15 protein-coding genes are annotated in these 17,175 nt (G+C 51.9%); 8 read left to right on the top strand and 7 right to left on the bottom strand.

Features of this window, described 5'->3' with window-relative positions; genetic code table 11:
* Window positions 1-344: 344 nt before the first annotated feature.
* Complete coding sequence (locus DEV76_RS14495; RefSeq protein ID WP_232826953.1) at window positions 345-1,802, bottom strand: PQQ-dependent sugar dehydrogenase; 1,458 nt, start codon at window positions 1,800-1,802, stop codon at window positions 345-347.
* Window positions 1,803-1,991: 189 nt separating this feature from the next.
* On the opposite strand from DEV76_RS14495, the gene DEV76_RS14500 reads away from it, so the two are divergent.
* The 8 genes from DEV76_RS14500 (at window position 1,992) to DEV76_RS14535 (ending at window position 11,982) form a co-directional block, all read left to right on the top strand.
* The gene (locus DEV76_RS14500) at window positions 1,992-2,864 is read left to right on the top strand and encodes an SMP-30/gluconolactonase/LRE family protein (protein WP_157962900.1); all 873 of its coding nucleotides are present in this window, start codon (window positions 1,992-1,994) and stop codon (window positions 2,862-2,864) included.
* Between the two features lie 287 nt (window positions 2,865-3,151).
* Window positions 3,152-5,569, top strand: coding sequence for an outer membrane beta-barrel protein (locus DEV76_RS14505; RefSeq protein WP_109698651.1), 2,418 nt, complete (start codon window positions 3,152-3,154; stop codon window positions 5,567-5,569).
* A 34-nt stretch (window positions 5,570-5,603) separates the two neighbouring features.
* Window positions 5,604-5,957, top strand: coding sequence for a hypothetical protein (locus DEV76_RS26125; protein ID WP_198652073.1), 354 nt, complete (start codon window positions 5,604-5,606; stop codon window positions 5,955-5,957).
* Window positions 5,958-5,990: 33 nt separating this feature from the next.
* Window positions 5,991-7,139, top strand: a complete 1,149-nt coding sequence (locus tag DEV76_RS14515) for a glycoside hydrolase family 130 protein (RefSeq protein ID WP_109698652.1) — start codon at window positions 5,991-5,993, stop codon at window positions 7,137-7,139.
* 77 nt (window positions 7,140-7,216) lie between these two features.
* Entirely contained in the window at window positions 7,217-8,302 is a 1,086-nt protein-coding gene (locus tag DEV76_RS14520; protein ID WP_109698653.1) for an amidohydrolase family protein, read from the top strand.
* A 65-nt stretch (window positions 8,303-8,367) separates the two neighbouring features.
* A complete protein-coding gene (locus DEV76_RS14525) occupies window positions 8,368-8,826 on the top strand; it encodes an OsmC family protein (RefSeq protein ID WP_109698654.1) in 459 nt (152 codons plus the stop codon).
* 22 nt (window positions 8,827-8,848) lie between these two features.
* A complete protein-coding gene (locus tag DEV76_RS14530; protein WP_109698655.1) occupies window positions 8,849-10,207 on the top strand; it encodes an acyl-CoA dehydrogenase family protein in 1,359 nt (452 codons plus the stop codon).
* 191 nt (window positions 10,208-10,398) lie between these two features.
* Window positions 10,399-11,982, top strand: coding sequence for a hypothetical protein (locus DEV76_RS14535; protein WP_109698656.1), 1,584 nt, complete (start codon window positions 10,399-10,401; stop codon window positions 11,980-11,982).
* Between the two features lie 56 nt (window positions 11,983-12,038).
* Here the strand turns inward: DEV76_RS14535 and DEV76_RS14540 are convergent, their stop codons facing one another.
* The 6 genes from DEV76_RS14540 to pncB all read right to left on the bottom strand — a co-directional run bounded on the left by DEV76_RS14540 (window position 12,039) and on the right by pncB (window position 17,142).
* Window positions 12,039-13,358, bottom strand: coding sequence for an MBL fold metallo-hydrolase (locus tag DEV76_RS14540; RefSeq protein WP_109698657.1), 1,320 nt, complete (start codon window positions 13,356-13,358; stop codon window positions 12,039-12,041).
* Window positions 13,359-13,489: 131 nt separating this feature from the next.
* Entirely contained in the window at window positions 13,490-13,900 is a 411-nt protein-coding gene (locus DEV76_RS14545) for a DUF6691 family protein (RefSeq protein ID WP_109698658.1), read from the bottom strand.
* 12 nt (window positions 13,901-13,912) lie between these two features.
* Entirely contained in the window at window positions 13,913-14,476 is a 564-nt protein-coding gene (locus DEV76_RS14550; RefSeq protein ID WP_109698659.1) for a YeeE/YedE family protein, read from the bottom strand.
* Window positions 14,473-15,255: a sulfite exporter TauE/SafE family protein gene (locus DEV76_RS14555; protein WP_109699014.1), complete on the bottom strand. Its 783-nt coding sequence runs from the start codon at window positions 15,253-15,255 to the stop codon at window positions 14,473-14,475. Before DEV76_RS14555 ends, DEV76_RS14550 begins: the two co-directional genes overlap by 4 nt.
* A gap of 66 nt (window positions 15,256-15,321) precedes the next feature.
* On the bottom strand, window positions 15,322-15,954 hold the full coding sequence (locus DEV76_RS14560; RefSeq protein WP_232826954.1) for a Crp/Fnr family transcriptional regulator: 633 nt from the start codon (window positions 15,952-15,954) through the stop codon (window positions 15,322-15,324).
* An 18-nt stretch (window positions 15,955-15,972) separates the two neighbouring features.
* Entirely contained in the window at window positions 15,973-17,142 is a 1,170-nt protein-coding gene (gene pncB, locus DEV76_RS14565) for a nicotinate phosphoribosyltransferase (RefSeq protein WP_109698660.1), read from the bottom strand.
* Window positions 17,143-17,175 lie beyond the last annotated feature (33 nt).

A 17,175-nucleotide genomic window follows, 5' to 3' on the forward strand; every position in this document is an offset into this window, starting at 1 on the left:
CAATTGTAAAGCGAATTTGATCGCAAGCCAAGTAACTGTAAAGCGAAAACAGTGTTTAACGACAATGCTGTCAAGCCAATCCCGTACTTAACCCCCTAACCCTGTAAAGTTTTTTCAGTGTAAGACAATGTGCTGAAAAAACGCGCTAATCGGCCTCTAATCGGCCTGTAATCGGCCTGTAATCGGCCTCTAATTGGCCTGTAATCGGCCTTTGGGGTTTTCGGGTTTCGTCCTGGAATAAGTATACAGGTTGTGGGGTCTTATCCTGGTACACGATGATAAAGGGAATAACAAAGGGCTTCCTCTTGCAGAGAAAGCCCTTTCCGGTATGGATGGTTCCTGATTTACTTAGCGGGTTTGCGCAGTGCCTGTACGGCGGTGGCGGAAATACTGTCGGCCGTATTGCCCCATGCGCTGCGGATATGTGTGGCAACAGCGGCAATATCTTCGTCGGAAAGGAAGGAGAATGCAGGCATGTGCTCTGTGGCGGATGACTTACTGCCATTTAGCAGTATGTTCAGCAATGCCTCCGGCTTACCGGTTACGATTTTGCTTTGCGCGAGGGCAGGGAATGAACCCGCAACGCCTTTACCGTCTGCCTTATGGCAGGCTTCACAATAGCTTTTATAGATGGCAGGGCCTTTGGCTACGGGAGATACCGGAGCAGCGGCAGGACCGGGGAGGATGGTAAGTCCTTTCGATTCCTTAATGGGAGAGAGGCGGATGATCCGGTCGTCTGCCGGGATGGGGAAGCCCTTTCCGGGGTTCCAGTCGCGGTTGCTGGTGGCGAGGTAAATATCACCTTCGGTCGATACGCAGATATCGCGGATGCGGCCAAACTGCTGCGTGAAGTATATCTTTTCCCCCATCACGGAATCGCGGGCATCGTTCAGTTGCAGTACATGCAGGCTGGCGCCTTTGAGGGTGCCGAGTAATATCGTGTTCTGCCAGTCGGGGATGGCGGTGTGGTTGTAATAGCTGATGCCTGCAGGTGCGATGGTAGGCGTCCAGGCTTTGGCGGGCGGGTTGAAAGGGAAGCTGTCTGCATACGCCTTTTCATCAGCCCGGTCTGCAAAGCCTTCGATATGGGGCCATGCGTAATAAGCTGCTTTTTGGATGAGGTTCAGCTCATCGTCGGTAGCGTCGCCATGTTCGGAAGCAAAGAGTTGGCCGTTGTCGGTGAACGCGAGGCCCTGTATGTTACGGTGCCCGCGCGACCACATGTAATTGCCCGGGTAAGGATTATCTGCCGGAACGGAACCGTCTGCATTGAGGCGCAGCACCTTGCCATTCAGCGATGCCGTGTCTCCTGCAAATTCGTCGTGGGCAGCATCTCCGGTAGAGAAATACACTTTCCCATCCGGGCCTACCAGTACGCGGGAACCATTATGGCCCGTATTACCGGGGAATTCAAGTAATATCTTAGGATCCGTGAGGGTATCATTTCCACGGTTATATCGCACGAGGCGTGAAACGATGGAAGAGTCTGCCTTACGGGTGGTATAATCAAGGTAAACGAAAGGTTCGGTGGGATGCACCGTCATGCCAAGCAAACCCAGTGAGCGCTGGCGGTACACTTCAGGAATGGAGAGTACCTGTTTCTTTTTGCCCGTGGCAGGATCTATTTTACTGACCGTACCACTCTGTTCCGTGAACCAGATATGCCCGTCCGGCCCCCAGCAGATTTCCCAGGGAACATTTAATCCTTCTGCTACGGTGGAGATGCCTATAATGCCGGAATCCAGTTCCAGCGCGGCGGTTACCGGCTGGGAGAACCTGTTGGCCGGTTCGTTGCAGGACAAAAATACACTTGCCGGTATTACTGCCGGCAGCAAATAAGAAAGCCATTTTTTCATCGGGTATACATAATCGTTATCACACACATGGAAGGAATAACCCGTTATTACGGGTACGTACCCGAAAGATAGGAATATTTTGGCTGAAATAGTGTGCGGACAAGGATTTATTTAATAATTTACCTCCTGATGGAAATGCATGAAAGAATCACTGCTTCGCATTGGCGGAAAGCAGGATTAAAGTTAGGAGAAGGGCCGCGCTGGGATGCTGTTCACAACCGATGGATTTGGGTAGATATTGTTGCGGGAGAAATCTTCGTATGTGATCACCTCAACGGTGAAGTGCGTACGTATGCTCCCGGCAATTACGTTTCGCTGGCCTTGCCCGCAGGTAAAGACGAGCTGGTGATTGCACAACAGGGAGGCATCTCCCGCCTTCACCTGTCAACCGGCAAAACGGAACGGATTACGGATATGGGATTACAGTGGGAGGAACTGCGCTGCAACGATGGAGCCGCAGATGCACAGGGGCGCTTATGGATCGGTACCACCGCATTCGACCATCGTGCCGGCGGCGGAGATCTTTACCTGATCGGTGAAGACCTGCAGGCAGCAGTCCGTTATCCGGAAGTAGCCTGCTCCAATGGCATAGCCTGGTCGCCCGATGGCAAAACCATGTATTATACCGACAGTCTGGCCCGTACCATCATAGCTTTCGATTATCACCCCAACGGTACACTGCAGCATGAGCGCACCATCATCACTATTCCACCTTCGATGGGCTTCCCCGATGGCATGACCTGCGATGCGGAAGGTATGCTCTGGATTGCGATCTGGGGCGGCCATGGCGTTGGCAGGTGGAACCCTGCCACCGGGGAGCAGACCGGTTTTATTGAAGTGCCCGTACCGAATGTAACAGCCTGCTGCTTCGGAGGAGAAGATCTGCAGACACTGCTCATCACTACTGCTGCTAAGGAAACTGATCTGGCACAATACCCCTCTGCCGGTGATCTTTATGTTGCGAAGCCGGGTGTAACCGGTCAGAAACCCACCGATATTAAGCTGTAAATCAATAGCATATTTCAGTTTACTGAGGTCTGCTTATCAAGTGTTACAGGGCGCCGGCAATCGTTTGCCGGTGCCCTGTGTTTTCCTGCCACTCATGTTGCCTTTCAACCACCCGTCATTCACCTGCAACTTTCAGCAGGCACCATCGTCTTTATGGGGTATGCGCTGCGGTACGTATTTCTACTGAAATAATCCAGTGGCGCAGGTTTGGGATGAACGGGAGTTGAAATCCGAACATCCGTCCGAACTTTATCATCATCCTTTTCAGCAACTATTTTACCTTGTTTATGCAACTCCGCTCCTTTCTCCTCACGTTGACCTTGCTGGTGTGCTCATACGTTAGCGCGTATGCACAGCGGAACATTTACCTCAAAGTCACAGATGCTTCCGGCAGCCCCCTTCCATTCGCCAGCGTAGTGGTAAAGAAAGCAACAGATTCCTCCCTCGTAAAAGGGCAGATGAGTGATACCGACGGTAAAATTCAGTTTGAATCCGTTAACCCCGGCAAATATTTCATCGAAGCTTCACAAATGGGATACACTGCTGCACGCACGGATGTGTTCCAGGTGCAGGAGAAAAATATCACCCTCAATACCCTCGTACTGCAAACTGCTCCCAAAAGCCTGAAAGGTGTGGAAGTAACTGCGCAGAAACCATTCATAGAACGTGCAGAAGGTAAAACCATCCTCAACGTGGAAGGCAGTGTGGCCGCAGCAGGCAACACCGTGCTGGACCTCCTCCGCCGCGCTCCCGGTGTAACCGTGGATAAGGATGATAACCTCGTCCTGAAAGGCAAACAGGGCGTTACCGTAATGATCGACGGGAAGCTGACTTACCTTTCCAACGAAGCCCTCGCGGAACTCCTTAAAAGCATGAATGCGGAAGGGGTGTCTGCGATAGAGATTATTACCAGTCCGGGTGCTAAATACGATGCCGCAGGCTCATCGGGTATCATCAATATCAAAACCAAGAAAGGACAGCTTACCGGTTTCAACGGCTCGGTAAGTCTTTCCGGCGGTGTGGGCAGATACTTCTATTACAGCACCGGTCTTACCCTCAACTGGAGAACCAAAAAGTTCAATGCTTTCGGTAACCTCAACTGGGGCGACCGCCAGGGATTCAATACACGGGAACTGAACCGGAGGACCGGTGGCGATGATCCGTTGTATTACCGTCAGAGCGTATTGCAGAAAAACGATTTTCTCAACCGTTCCGGTAAAGTGGGTTTTGATTACTTCGTGAATGATAAGCAGACCATCGGTGTAATGGTAAATGGTTACTCCAATGCTTTCTGGCGTTCTGCCCCCAGCGCCACGGAGGTAATGAATCCCGGCAAGCCGGCCGATTCCGTCCTTTATTCCGATGTGGTGGGCAATAACCGTTTCCGCGGTATTTCCGCTAACCTGAACTACAAACTCAAGATGGATACGCTGGGTTCGGAGTTTAGCATGGATGCGGATTACGCGAAGTTCTACAACCGCATGCATACCTACCTGGCAGACAGTATGCGCCGGGTGAATGATGGAATGATCCTCAACAAGAGTGGGCTTCGTACACTGCCGTTTACCAATATCGAGATCCGCAGTATAAAAGCCGACTGGGTGCAGGCCATCACAAAGTCGTTTAAACTGGAAGCCGGTGCCAAGGCAAGTTTTGTGGAAACAGACAACAACATGGCATTGGATTCCCTCATCAGCGGCGTATACAAACCGGTACTTTCCCAATACGATCAGTTTGTGTACCGCGAAGATGTAATTGCGGGTTATGCCACATTGAAGAAGAACTGGAAGAAGGTAGACCTCACTGCAGGCCTCAGGCTGGAGCACACTACTTCCGATGCAAATTCGATTTCGCTGAAGAACCGCATCCGCCGGTACTACCTCGATTTCTTCCCCAACTTCACGGCAGATTATAAGTTCAACGACAATAACAAGATGGGCTTCACTTACAACAAGCGCATCAACCGTCCGGGTTACGGCCAGTTAAACCCGTTCATGTTCTTCCTCGACAAATACACCTTCTTCCGCGGCAACTCTTACCTGACGCCGGAATACACGCATAACACAGAGCTTTCCTACACCTTTAAGAACAAATACATTTTTACGGCCGGGTACACGCAAACCAATGATGTGATCGACGAATACCTGATGCTGAACAACGAAACGAAAGTAACCACCAGTACTTCGCGGAACCTGGGCACACGCAAGAATATTTCGTTTGAAGTGAGTGTGCCGGTAGATTTCACCAAATGGTGGAACGCCAATACCAACGCGTCTGTTTACCACAACCAGTACTGGATCAAAGACTCGCTGGGTAACTTCACTACCAAAAGTCTTTCCTGGCATTTCAATACCACCCATACCTTCACCCTTCCGAAAGATTTCAAGATTGAGCTGAGCGGCTGGTATGAAGCGCCTAATGTGTACGGCATCTGGCGTTCGGAGCCGATGTGGGCTGCCAATGCAGGCATACAGAAAACGATGATGAAGAAGAAAGGAACGCTGAAAGTAAGTGTGAACGACATCTTTGCTTCGGCCCGCTTCAGGGGTACTGCAGATTTCAACAACGTATACCTGCAGGTGAACAACCGCTGGCAGAACAGAACCCTGAATGTGACGTTCACTTACCGCTTCGGTAACTCCAAAGTAGAGGGTGCCCGCGAAAGAAAATCAGGCAGCGAAGAGGAAAGCCGCCGCGCAGGTTGATGCAGTTTTGTACCTTGCGGGAAATGAACCTCCCATGAGCGAAACCCATCCGCTGCTGCAAAATAAAACACCCGAAGCCCTGGCCCTCTACCATGCTTTTGTAGCGGCCTTCCGGGAAGAAGGGGCTGCCGGGGTTGCTTCCACCAAATCCATGCTGGTGGTGGAAGGTCCGGATGGTCATGCTGCTTACATCACGCAGCTGGGTAAAAACTTCCTGCATGTGGTGTTCCCTTTCTCACAATCATTCCCTGATAACCTGTGTTTTCAGAAGATAGCACAGGTGCCGGGACAGCAGCAATTTAACCATCATTTCAGAATGCTGCTGCCGGAAGATGTGAATGATGAAGTACGTGCCTTTATGCGCCGTTCCCTTAAGCCCGGAAGATGAAACATCCTCCGGGTTTTTTGTATATTCAGGCTTATGAAAATTCCACGTATTCTTTCCGCGCTTTTACTGCTGTTAATTCTCCACCCGGCTATTGCCCAGCACCGTTTGCCCGCCTGGGCCATGGGTGGCTTTGTGCGCCCTGAAGGCCGCAACCCGGTTATTTCTCCAGACAGCCTTATCCGGTTCTGGTGCCCCATGCATGAGGACTCCGTTGCCTGGCAGTCGAACGATACCTTTAACCCCGCCGCTGCTGTGAAAGACGGGCGTATAGTACTGCTGTACCGTGCAGAAGATAAATCGGGTGTAAAGATCGGCCACCGCACTTCCCGCATCGGGCATGCAGTTAGTACCGACGGTATTACATTCGACAGGATGCCCGTACCGGTGATGTACCCTGCCGTTGACAGTCAGCAGGCGAATGAATGGCCCGGAGGATGTGAAGACCCGCGGGTGGCGGTAACGGAAGACGGGTTATATGTAATGCTCTATACCCAGTGGAACCGCACCATTGCCCGGCTGGGCGTGGCCACCTCCCGTGATCTCATACATTGGGAAAAGCACGGGCCGGCCTTTGAGCAGGCGTACGATGGTAAGTTTAATAAGTCGTGGAGCAAATCCGCTTCACTCGTTACCGAGATAAAAGATGGTAAGCAGGTAATTGCCAAATTGAACGGGAGGTACTTCATGTACTGGGGAGAGCGTGGTGTGCATGGGGCCTGGTCCGATAACCTGACCGACTGGGAGCCGGTGACGGACTCCACAGGAGAGCTAAAAGCGTTCATCCGTCCGCGTAATGGATATTTCGACAGTGACTTAACCGAGTGCGGCCCCCCGGCTATTAAAACCCCTTCAGGCATTTTGCTCCTTTATAACGGTAAGAACAAATCCAACACAGGCCGCGATCCCCGCTTCAATGCCAATGCCTATTGCGCAGGGCAGGTGCTGTTCGATTCCGCAGATCCTACTAAAGTGATTGCCCGGCTGGATGTACCGTTCCTCCGGCCTATGGCGCCATTTGAGAAAAGCGGCCAGTACCGCGATGGCACCGTGTTCATTGAAGGGATGGCGTATTATGGTGGCAAGTGGTATCTGTATTACGGATGCGCGGATTCAAGGGTGGGCGTGGCTATCTATGATCCTGCAAGCCCTGCTGCTGCAGACCCGCTGCCGGATGCTCCCTGAGCTGCCGCTCGTCATTTCCGGCTTGCACATTCGCCGGTATTGTGTAGATTTAGCTGACTATCTTACCCTTCACGCTTATGCTCAGAACTTATGCCTTCGCCGGCTGCCTCCTGATCGCTTCTACTGCGCTCGGACAGCAGAAAATGGATTTCGAAAAGTATGATCCCGTATCCACACTGAAAGTGCCGGAGCACCGGGTGCCCCGCGCTAAATTCCCTTTCATTGACGTACATAACCACCAGCGGAATATGGACGGCGCTTCACTGGCACGCCTTTCCAAAGCTATGGATGCCCTCAATATGAAGGTAATGGTGAACCTTAGCGGCGGCTACGGCAGCGGGCTGAAGGAAATGACCAGCAGCATCAAAGCCAATGCACCTAAACGCTTCGTCGTTTTCGCCAATATCAATTTCAGCGGTATCGGTGAAGAAGGCTGGACCGCCAAAGCCGTAGCCCAGCTGGAGCAGGACGCACGCGAAGGGGCAGGCGGGCTGAAAGTATTCAAGAACCTGGGCCTCAGTGTGAAAGATAACAAAGGCAACCGCGTAACGGTAGACGATCCGCGCCTCGATGCCATCTGGGCTAAATGTGGCGAGCTGAAAATGCCCGTTCTTATCCATACCGCTGATCCCAAACCTTTCTGGGATCCTGCAGACGAGCATAACGAGCGCTGGATGGAAATTGTAACCCATCCCGGCCGTAAACGCGGGCCGGATAACCCGGCACCCTGGGAAACCCTCATTGCCGAGCAGCACCGCATGTTTAAAAAGCATCCTAAAACCACTTTTATAGATGCGCACTTTGGCTGGTACGCCAACGATTTGGCGCATTTGGGCAAGCTGATGGATCAGATGCCCAATATTGTGGTGGAATTTGGAGCCGTGATCGCAGAGCTGGGCCGCCAGCCGCAGATGGCACGCGCATTCTTCGAGAAGTACCAGGACAGGATACTGTTTGGTAAAGACTCCTGGGTGCCGGAAGAATATGAAACCTATTTCCGGGTACTGGAAACCGGCGATGAATACTTCCCTTATCACAAGAAATACCACGCTTTCTGGCGCATGTACGGCCTCAACCTGTCAGACAATATCCTGAAGAAGGTCTACTACAAGAACGCCCTCCGCATTCTTCCCAAAATAGATAAATCGCAATTCCCGGATTGACGGCAGCCGCCTAAAGGCAGGATGTAAGTATTGACACAACTGCCGTATAAGCCGTAAATTGCAGCATGCAGTACAAAATGGATAAACCGGTGCGCGGCACCATCGGAGAAGTGAAATACCGCTGTGTGATTGAATGGCGGAACGGCAGCTTTATTGCTGATGAACCGGAGAAGTCCGGCGGGCAGGATAGTGGTCCTGATCCTTTCACGCTTTTCCTTTCCTCCCTCGCATCCTGCACCCTGGCCACCCTGCGTATGTACATCGACCGTAAAGGGTGGGATATCCCCAACATCAGCGTGAACTGCAATCTTTCCCAGAAGATAACCGATGGAACACTGATCTCGTTTATTGACCGGGACGTGTATTTCCATGCGGATACAACCCAGGAACAAAGGGAACGGTTATTGCAGATCGCGAAGGCATGCCCTATTTCAAAAATGCTGGAAAGCACCATGGTGATCCGTACGGAAGCCAACGGGGGCGAAGAATTCATGGAAGAAATGATTCTCCGGGCAGATTATTAGCAACTAATAAAACCGACATATCATGGCAGGAACGTTAGAAAAGATCCGGCAGGCCTATCGCCTGTTCAAATCCATCGACTTCGAACAGCTCAACAAACTGTCGAAGAAAGTGGATCTGCAAAAGGTAATGGAAGGCTTTTCGAAACTGGACGACAAGCAGCTGAAAGGATTGATGAAAATGATGGAAGGAGGGAAGAAGGAAAAAATACTTCCTGAAATCAATGCCGATTTCTATGAGCTGCACCTCCGCCTGAGCGATGAAGACAGGGCGCTGCAGCTGAAGGTCCGTGAGTTTATGGAGCGGGAAATAGCCCCTGTCGTAAATAACTACTGGCTGCATGATGATTTCCCGTTTGAGGTGATCCCCAAACTGGCGGAGCTGAATGTATGCGGACTTACCTATAAAGGTTATGGCTGTCCCGGCAGGTCGTTCCTTATGGAAGGCATCATTGCCATGGAAATGGGAAGGGTGGATGCTTCCATTGCCACTTTCTTCGGGGTACAGAGCGGTCTTGCCATGGGCTCTATCTATCTGTGTGGTTCCGAGGAACAGAAGCAGGAATGGCTCCCCGGTATGCAGCAGTTCAAAATTATAGGCGCATTTGGCCTTACGGAGCCCGAGGTTGGCTCCGGTGCTGCGGGAGGACTAACCGTTACCGCGCAAAGAACGGCCGAAGGATGGGTGCTGAATGGCCAGAAGAAATGGATCGGTAATGCCCCCTTTGCGGATGTGACCGTTGTATGGGCCAAAGATCTGGGAGACGGCGAAGTGAAAGGGTTCCTGGTGCGTAAGGGCACGCCCGGTTTCAAAGTGGATAAGATCAAAGGCAAAATGGCCCTGCGTATCGTACAGAATGGACTTATTACCATGGAAAACTGTGTGGTGGAAGAAAGAGACCGGTTGCAGAACGCCAATTCCTTCCGGGATACAGCACGCGTACTGCAGATGACCCGCGCAGGCGTGGCATGGATGGCGGTAGGCTGTGCGCGTGGGGCTTATGAGAACGCTCTCGATTATACCCGTAAAAGGAAACAGTTCGGGAAACCCATCGCCTCGTTCCAGCTTATACAGAACCACCTCGTGGAAATGTTGTCTAACCTCACCGCCATGCAATCGCTGGTGTTCAGGTTGTCGGAACTGCAGGATCAGGGGCTGCTGAAAGATGAGCATGCTTCCCTGGCGAAGGTATTCTGCTCCCTCCGTACCCGCGATATCGTGAGCCGTGCCCGCGAAGTAATGGGTGGCAACGGTATCCTGCTTGAATATAATGTGGCCCGGTTTGTGGCCGATGCGGAAGCCATTTACTCCTATGAGGGCACCAAAGAGATCAACTCCCTCATAGTAGGGCGTGCCATTACAGGTTTCAGCGCTTTTGTATAGCATATTCCCACCTTCTTATACACTGCCGGCATCTTACAGGTGCCGGCAGTTTTTTATGCCGGGTATGCCGCCGCTGCCCGTCTGCATGCAAAAAATCCTTAAATTACATAGTCCGAAGCATAGCCCCGTATCAGCAGCCCCATCAGCCACGTAACGTCGTTTCCTGACCCCGTTTTACAAACCCCATAGTCATGCAATACTTTGATTTTCACACCCATCCCATTCTGAAACAGCTTTTCAGTGAAACCGGCAGCGTTACCGACATGCTGGGCCGTAATGAAGTAAAAGTGCTGCAAACGCAGTGTACAGACATTCCTAATATCATCCAGTCGCAGATCCACCCTTCGCAGCTGGCCCAATACCCGGAAGGGGTACTGCTGGGCATTGTGCTGTACAGTATGGAAAGTTTTCTGGCGGCAGAGGTAATACCCCTCCGGCAGCATCTGCGTACGGGATCGCAGCATAAACTGTCGGAGCCCTTGCTGAAGAAGATCGTGCTCAACGATTACAAGGCATTTACCGACTTCCTCGTCAACCGTACGCTGAAAGCCTATCAGGATAACAGCAACATCTTTAATGTTATTACCAGTGATACGTTTGCCAACGGGTTGCCCACGGATAAAATCAATATATTCTTCGTAGTGGAAGGATGCCATTCCTTTGTAGACAGCGTTAACCGTACGGGCGATGGCAAGGTGTTCCCCGTTACGGAGATCATCGATAACCTCGATACCCTGCTGGCACGGGATATTCCCATACTGGCCGTTAACCTCACCCATATGCAGCAATCGAGCCTCTGCAACCACGCATTCGGTATTCAGCTCACCAACCCCGCACCGTTTTTCCCTACGGGTAATGGCATGCAGCCCGATGGGTACGATATTGCACAGGCATTGTTCGACCGGGGTATCCATCCCGATCTGAAGCATATGAGCTACAAATCGCGCCGCGATCTGATGGAGGCGGTAGATGGTGATGGCGACATCACGCTGCATGCACCCATGCCTTTGCTTTGCACCCATGCGGGTTTCACCGGCATTCCGTTCGAAGCATGGCCGGAGTACATGAGTCTTGCGCGGGCGGAAGGACCGGTGGTGAGAGTGGAAATGGCAAAGTCCTTTGCGGCAGACAGTGTGCCCTCGCAGGATTGTGCCCCCACTTTTAACATGACCACCATCAACCTGTTTGATGAAGAGATCGCCTGGATCGTGGCGCACGGGGGAATGATCGGTCTTTCCATGGACCGCCGCATCCTCGGGTACGTAGATCCTTTCGATGCGGATGTAGACGGCAGGCTGGATGGCGACTTTGTGGTAGATACCGATTTCATATCGCAGGCGGAATGGGATGCGTTGAACATCGACCTTGGAAAATATCAGCAGAAAGTGAATCCTATGGCCTGCCTAACTGTTCAAAAGCTCCATGCCAACTGGGGAGATCAGAGTAAACAGGAGCGCTGGTATTACGATCATATCTTCCTGCACCTCAAGCATTATCTTCAAACCTGCCTTCGTGCCGGTATACCGTTAAGCACCTCCATTCAGCACATTACCATTGGCAGTGACTTCGACGGGCTGATCAATCCTTTTATCACCATGCCGGGCGTTAAAGACATGGAGCGGCTGAAGCGTTATATCCGTACCGACTTCCGGGGGTACCTCTCACAACTGGAAGATGCATCTGACTGGTACCGGGATCTGGATGTAAAACAGTTTGCGGACAACCTCTTTTTTGAGAACGGCTACCGCTTCGTGAAGAACTTCATGCAGGGTTAAATGAAAAAGGCCGGCCCAAAAGAGCCAGCCCAGTCTTAACCTGATGCGTATGGGCGTTAGCCCTGGAATGTTTTTACAGCTTCCCCGAGGTCGTATACGGTTGCTTCCGGCAATGCCGCAGCTACAATGCTGCTGCCTGCCGCGCTGCGGTAACCACCTGCGCAATGCACTACAATGGGTTTTTCCGTTGGTATTTCCCCTGTGCGCTCACGGAGCTCATGCAGCGGGATGCTGATTGAATCTTTAAATAGTTTTTTAACGGCAGTTTCTCCGGCGTTCCGCACATCTACGATGGTAAACTTTTCGGGCTGAGCGCGGAAAGCTTCCACATCCAGCGCGGGTGTTACGGTTGTGCCGCCTTTGGCAATACCGGTACCGGCGATGAAGGATTCGTAGCCGATTTTAGCAGTTCTGTAAACCACGCGGCCAAGGCATGCATCATCGCCCGCCAGCAGCACATATGGCTCGGTGGGAGATACGATGCTGCCCAGCCATGTCTCGAACATGCCACCTTCCTGCAGGTTAATGGCGCCGGGGATGTGGCCTTCCTTGAATATCTTTTCCGGCCGTGTGTCAACGATCAGTGCGGATGACATTGAGCAGCCGGGTACTCTTTTCAATGCAATTTCGAGATCCTCTGCACCGGTGCGGTTAATGGAAACATCGAATGTGAAATATTTTGGAACGAATGGCTGGTCGGAGAGCAGCGCTTTCACGAATTCGTCCTGCGTCATTTCCTGCAGCGACCAGTTGGTACGTTTTTCTCCGCCGATAGTGCCGGATGTTTCCGGTGAGAGGCTTTTGCCACAGAGGGAGCCGGAGCCGTGTGCCGGGTATACCACAGCATCATCGTGCAGGGTCATGAGTTTATTCCGGAGGGAATGATACATGTCTGCCGCAAGGGCTTCGCGTTTGGCGGATACGGTACCGGTGTTCTCACGCAGATCCGGCCGGCCGCAATCTCCTATGAACAATGTATCCCCGGTGAATACGGCGGTTTGAAGGCCGTTTTCTTCCAGTACAATGGAAATACTGTCTGGCGAGTGGCCGGGGGTGTTAAGGGCCTTTAAAATGGCGCCGTCGCCCAAATCGATGGAGTCTCCCTCATCGAATGTGGTATGCGGATAAGTGGCTCCGAGGATGCGGGAACAGTATAAAGTGGCCCCCACTGCATTATGCAGCTCCAGGTGACTGCTTACGAAATCCGCATGGGGGTGGGTTTCAATTACCCCTATGATGGATGAGTTTTCAGCTGCGGCATACTCCAGGTAAGGGAGCGGGTCGCGGCTGGGGTCTATCAGAATGGTGCCATTGGCACCTGTGATGGCATATGAGAAATGTGCAAGTGCTTTATCTTCGAATTGTTTAATTTTCATTGCTTTTCTTTTTACAAATTTCCGAATATATCCTGGCTGGCTGGGTGACTATGATCACATTGCAAAGGTCTTCTAATTCATTCCCCTGTGCATTGACGGCCGTCATCGCCAGGCCTGATTTCATTCATGCGTTAATGGGGCAGTTTTTCCCGGAACCGGCCATAGAGCCACGTTCCCGCAATAGCGCTGAGGATGGTAACGCTCACTGCTGCTGCGCCTGTACCTGCCTGAGCAAACAACGGGCCGGGGCATGCCCCCGTCATAGCCCATCCAAGCCCGAATAGCAAACCGCCATAGATCTGCCCCCTGTTGAATTTCTTTTCCGGTATCACAACGGTTTCGCCATGGATGGTTTTAATGTTGAACCGGCGTATGAGCCAGACGGAGATAATACCGGTAAGCACAGCGCTGCCAATAATGCCGTACATGTGGAACGATTGCAGCCTGAACATTTCCTGTATGCGAAACCAGCTGATCATTTCCGCTTTAACGAGTATGATGCCGAACAGGATGCCAAAAAGAAGGTATTTCAGATATTTCATGATATTAAGTAGTTAGAGTGCGAGCAAATAGGGAAGTATCAGATTCGCCATGAGGAAGCCTCCGGCCATAAATGCCACAGTGGCAACCAGCGAAGGCCATTGCAGGGCAGATAAGCCCATGATGGAGTGCCCGCTGGTACATCCGCCGGCATAACGGGTTCCGAATCCCACCAGCAGGCCGCCGCCCACCATAAGAATAAGCCCCCTTACAGTAAACAACTGATCTATCCCGAATAGTGTAGAAGGAACCATCGCAACTTCAGGTTGGATACCGTATACTGCAAGGTCTGCCGCCAGTGATGGATGAATAGATGCAGGCTGCCCGTTTCCAAGTAAGGTTACCGCGATCCACCCGCCGGCAAGGATGCCAATGGCAAACACGAAGTTCCAGGATTCCTTTTTCCAGTTGAATTTGAAGAACGGAATATTACCCGGGGCACAGGCTGCGCAGATATGCCGGAAGTTTGAACTGATGCCGAATGTTTTGTTGCCCGTGAGCAGCAATGCGGGTACAAGGAGGCCAATAAGCGGCCCGGCCACATACCATGGCCATGGTTGTTGGAAAAATGCTATCATATGAATAGTTCTTTGACGATGATAAAAATGCCGAGGGCGAGGATGAACCATCCAAACCCTTTACGCAGGCCGGATGAAGGTATGTGCAGTGCCAGCCTGCTCCCGATGGCCATGCCTGCAAGCGCAAGGGCAGTAAGTGTCAGCAGCAAGGGCCACTGGAGCTGATAATGGCCGAGGTCGCCTGCAAAGCCCGCCAACGTATTCAGAGCGATGATGAACAGGCTGGTACCTGTGGCGGTACGGAGCGGCATCTTCAGCAGGTTTACCAGTGCGGGAATAAGCAAAAAGCCGCCCCCGGCGCCCAGTAGGCCCGTAACCATCCCGGTTCCTGCCCCATAAACGAGTAAAAGCCATTTACCGGGCATTACCGCTGCGCCATCGGCCTCCCGCCCGCGGATCATTGACCATGCGGAAACCAGCATAAGCAACGATAGGAGTAACATCATGGCCATATCACGGGATACGGCCATGGCCCCGATGCTGAAAAGTTGTTCCGGAATAGCCGGCAGTATGAAATGCCGTGTCAGCAATACTGCCGCCACGCTTGAAAGCCCTAATAGAATGCCGGTAACCGGAGAAAGCTCCCTGCGCTGGTAGCTGCCCGCTGCACCGGCAAGGCTGGTACTGCCTACAATGAATAAGGAGTAAGTGGTAGCGATGGTTGGTTCAAGGCGGAACAGGTAAACGAGCACGGGCATCGTGAGGATGGAGCCTCCGCTACCCGTTAATCCCAGGGATATACCAATGAATATCGCCGCTATATAACCTGTCCATTCCATGCAGTTGGTTTTTGATACTGCAAAATTCAGGTAAGGCGGCGGCAATAATGGTGACCTTGGTCACCGTCATAATAACTCGATATACTGGCGGTGTACCTTCACTTTTCCCTGCTGCTCCAGCTTTTTCAACAGCCGGCTGATCACTTCGCGGGAAGAGTTAAGGTCGGTGGCGATTTCGCCATGTGTAATGTGGAGTTTGGAAGATCCTGATTTTTGACGCTGTGTGTCGAGGTAGTAAACGAGGCGCTCGTCCATGGCGCGGAAAGCAATATGATCGATGAGGGTGAGGAGTTCTTCAAAACGGTTGCGGTAGGTTTCCACTACGAAGTTATACCAGCCTTTATAGCGCTGCATAAAGTTTTCCATGGAAGTAACCGGGATGAGGATCACCGTGCTGTCTTCAATAGCTTTCAGCATAACGCCGCTTGTTTCCTGCTGCGGGCCGCAAACCATAGACAGGGCGCAGGCATTACCCGGTTCAAGGTGATACATGAAGATTTCACCTTCTTCCTGACCTTCGCGGTAAAGTTTAAGGCGGCCTTCTGCTACCAGAACGGTAGAGCGGATGTTTTGCCCCGTACGCATAAGGGGCTCGCCTGCGGGAATGTGGCGTATCTCTGCAACTGCTGCCAGTTCATCTTTCAGCTCGTCTTCAAACTGCGGGAAATGTGCATCAAGGTAAGCGCGTGTATCCATCATCCTCCAAAATTAGCATTTTTACACATCTCCGATTCCCAATACCAGCTTCGCCTGGCGGATCATCTCTTCACTGCCGGTGTATTTACCCGGTTCATCCGACAGTTTTACGACTTCTGTCCATTCTCCGTTATGCGGACTGGTAGCCGTCATTTTAATGACGATATTCATTGCTTCCGGCCCTGCGTCGTTCGTTAAACTGGTACCAATCCCAAACGACATCCCGATCCTTCCCCTGCAATGTTCTGCTATGCGGGCTACTTTCTCCACGTTCAGCCCGTCGGAGAAAATGATGGTTTTGCTCAGCGGGTCGATCCCCATTTGCTGGTAATGCCGGATCACTTTATCGGTGAACTCCAATGGGTCGCCACTATCGTGCCGCACACCGTCAAACAGTTTGGAATACATCTTATCGAACTGCCGGAGGAAAACATCCGTGGTATAGGTGTCAGACAATGCAATGCCGAGATCACCCCTGTACACATCCACCCAGTTCTGTAATCCTGTGGCGTTAGACATTTTAAACCCGAAACGTGCGGCATGGAACATGAACCATTCATGTGCATGGGTGCCGATGGGTTTTGTCTGGAACATCATAGCGAGGTGTACATTGCTGGTGCCTATAAAAGAGCCTGTGCCATATTGCTTCAGGGCTTCCACCACCAGCTTGTGCACTTTGTAGGAATAACGTCGCCGTGTGCCAAACTCCGCCACGGTTACTCCCAGCTGGCGGTACTGCTCTATTTTATGCCGGGTATTTTCCAGGATGGCTTCGTTGGAAATTCTTTCCGCATGGTTCAGCATGTAGTACAGTTCGCAGATCAGCGACATGACGGGCACTTCCCAAAGTATGGTCCGGTACCAAAGCCCTTCCACACCTACTTCCAGCTGGTCGCCCTCTTGTGAAATATGAACCTCTTCCGGGTTGTAGCGGTAGCCTTCCAGGAAGTCGAGGTACACGGGGTCGAGGTATGGACAAGTGATCTGCAGGAACTGCTTTTCTTTCCGGGTGAGCTGCAGGCCCGCCATTTCATCTATGGCTTTACGCAGGGCATCGGCAAATCCGGGAGGGAAAGAGTGTTTACCCCGGTTGATGAAACGATAACGCGCACGGGCGTATGGAAACAGCCGGATAACACCCTGCTGCATGGTGAATTTGTAGAAGTCGTTGTCGAGGATGGAAGATAGCATAGTGAAGAATTAACGCTTCCGGATGCCAGAATG

This window comes from Chitinophaga deserti (assembly GCF_003149455.1).
Classification (GTDB): Bacteria; Bacteroidota; Bacteroidia; order Chitinophagales; family Chitinophagaceae; genus Chitinophaga; species Chitinophaga deserti.

Bases quoted from the DNA above. Each gene is read 5' to 3' on its own strand.
- DEV76_RS14530 (WP_109698655.1), top strand. From the start codon at position 8,849: ATGGCAGGAACGTTAGAAAAGATCCGGCAGGCCTATCGCCTGTTCAAA.
- DEV76_RS14500 (WP_157962900.1), top strand. From the start codon at position 1,992: ATGCATGAAAGAATCACTGCTTCGCATTGGCGGAAAGCAGGATTAAAG.
- DEV76_RS14515 (WP_109698652.1), top strand. From the start codon at position 5,991: ATGAAAATTCCACGTATTCTTTCCGCGCTTTTACTGCTGTTAATTCTC.
- DEV76_RS14550 (WP_109698659.1), bottom strand. From the start codon at position 14,476: ATGATAGCATTTTTCCAACAACCATGGCCATGGTATGTGGCCGGGCCG.
- DEV76_RS14540 (WP_109698657.1), bottom strand. From the start codon at position 13,358: ATGAAAATTAAACAATTCGAAGATAAAGCACTTGCACATTTCTCATAT.
- pncB (WP_109698660.1), bottom strand. From the start codon at position 17,142: ATGCTATCTTCCATCCTCGACAACGACTTCTACAAATTCACCATGCAG.
- DEV76_RS14535 (WP_109698656.1), top strand. From the start codon at position 10,399: ATGCAATACTTTGATTTTCACACCCATCCCATTCTGAAACAGCTTTTC.
- DEV76_RS14555 (WP_109699014.1), bottom strand. From the start codon at position 15,255: ATGGAATGGACAGGTTATATAGCGGCGATATTCATTGGTATATCCCTG.
- DEV76_RS14525 (WP_109698654.1), top strand. From the start codon at position 8,368: ATGCAGTACAAAATGGATAAACCGGTGCGCGGCACCATCGGAGAAGTG.
- DEV76_RS14560 (WP_232826954.1), bottom strand. From the start codon at position 15,954: ATGATGGATACACGCGCTTACCTTGATGCACATTTCCCGCAGTTTGAA.
- DEV76_RS14520 (WP_109698653.1), top strand. From the start codon at position 7,217: ATGCTCAGAACTTATGCCTTCGCCGGCTGCCTCCTGATCGCTTCTACT.
- DEV76_RS14545 (WP_109698658.1), bottom strand. From the start codon at position 13,900: ATGAAATATCTGAAATACCTTCTTTTTGGCATCCTGTTCGGCATCATA.
- DEV76_RS26125 (WP_198652073.1), top strand. From the start codon at position 5,604: ATGAGCGAAACCCATCCGCTGCTGCAAAATAAAACACCCGAAGCCCTG.
- DEV76_RS14505 (WP_109698651.1), top strand. From the start codon at position 3,152: ATGCAACTCCGCTCCTTTCTCCTCACGTTGACCTTGCTGGTGTGCTCA.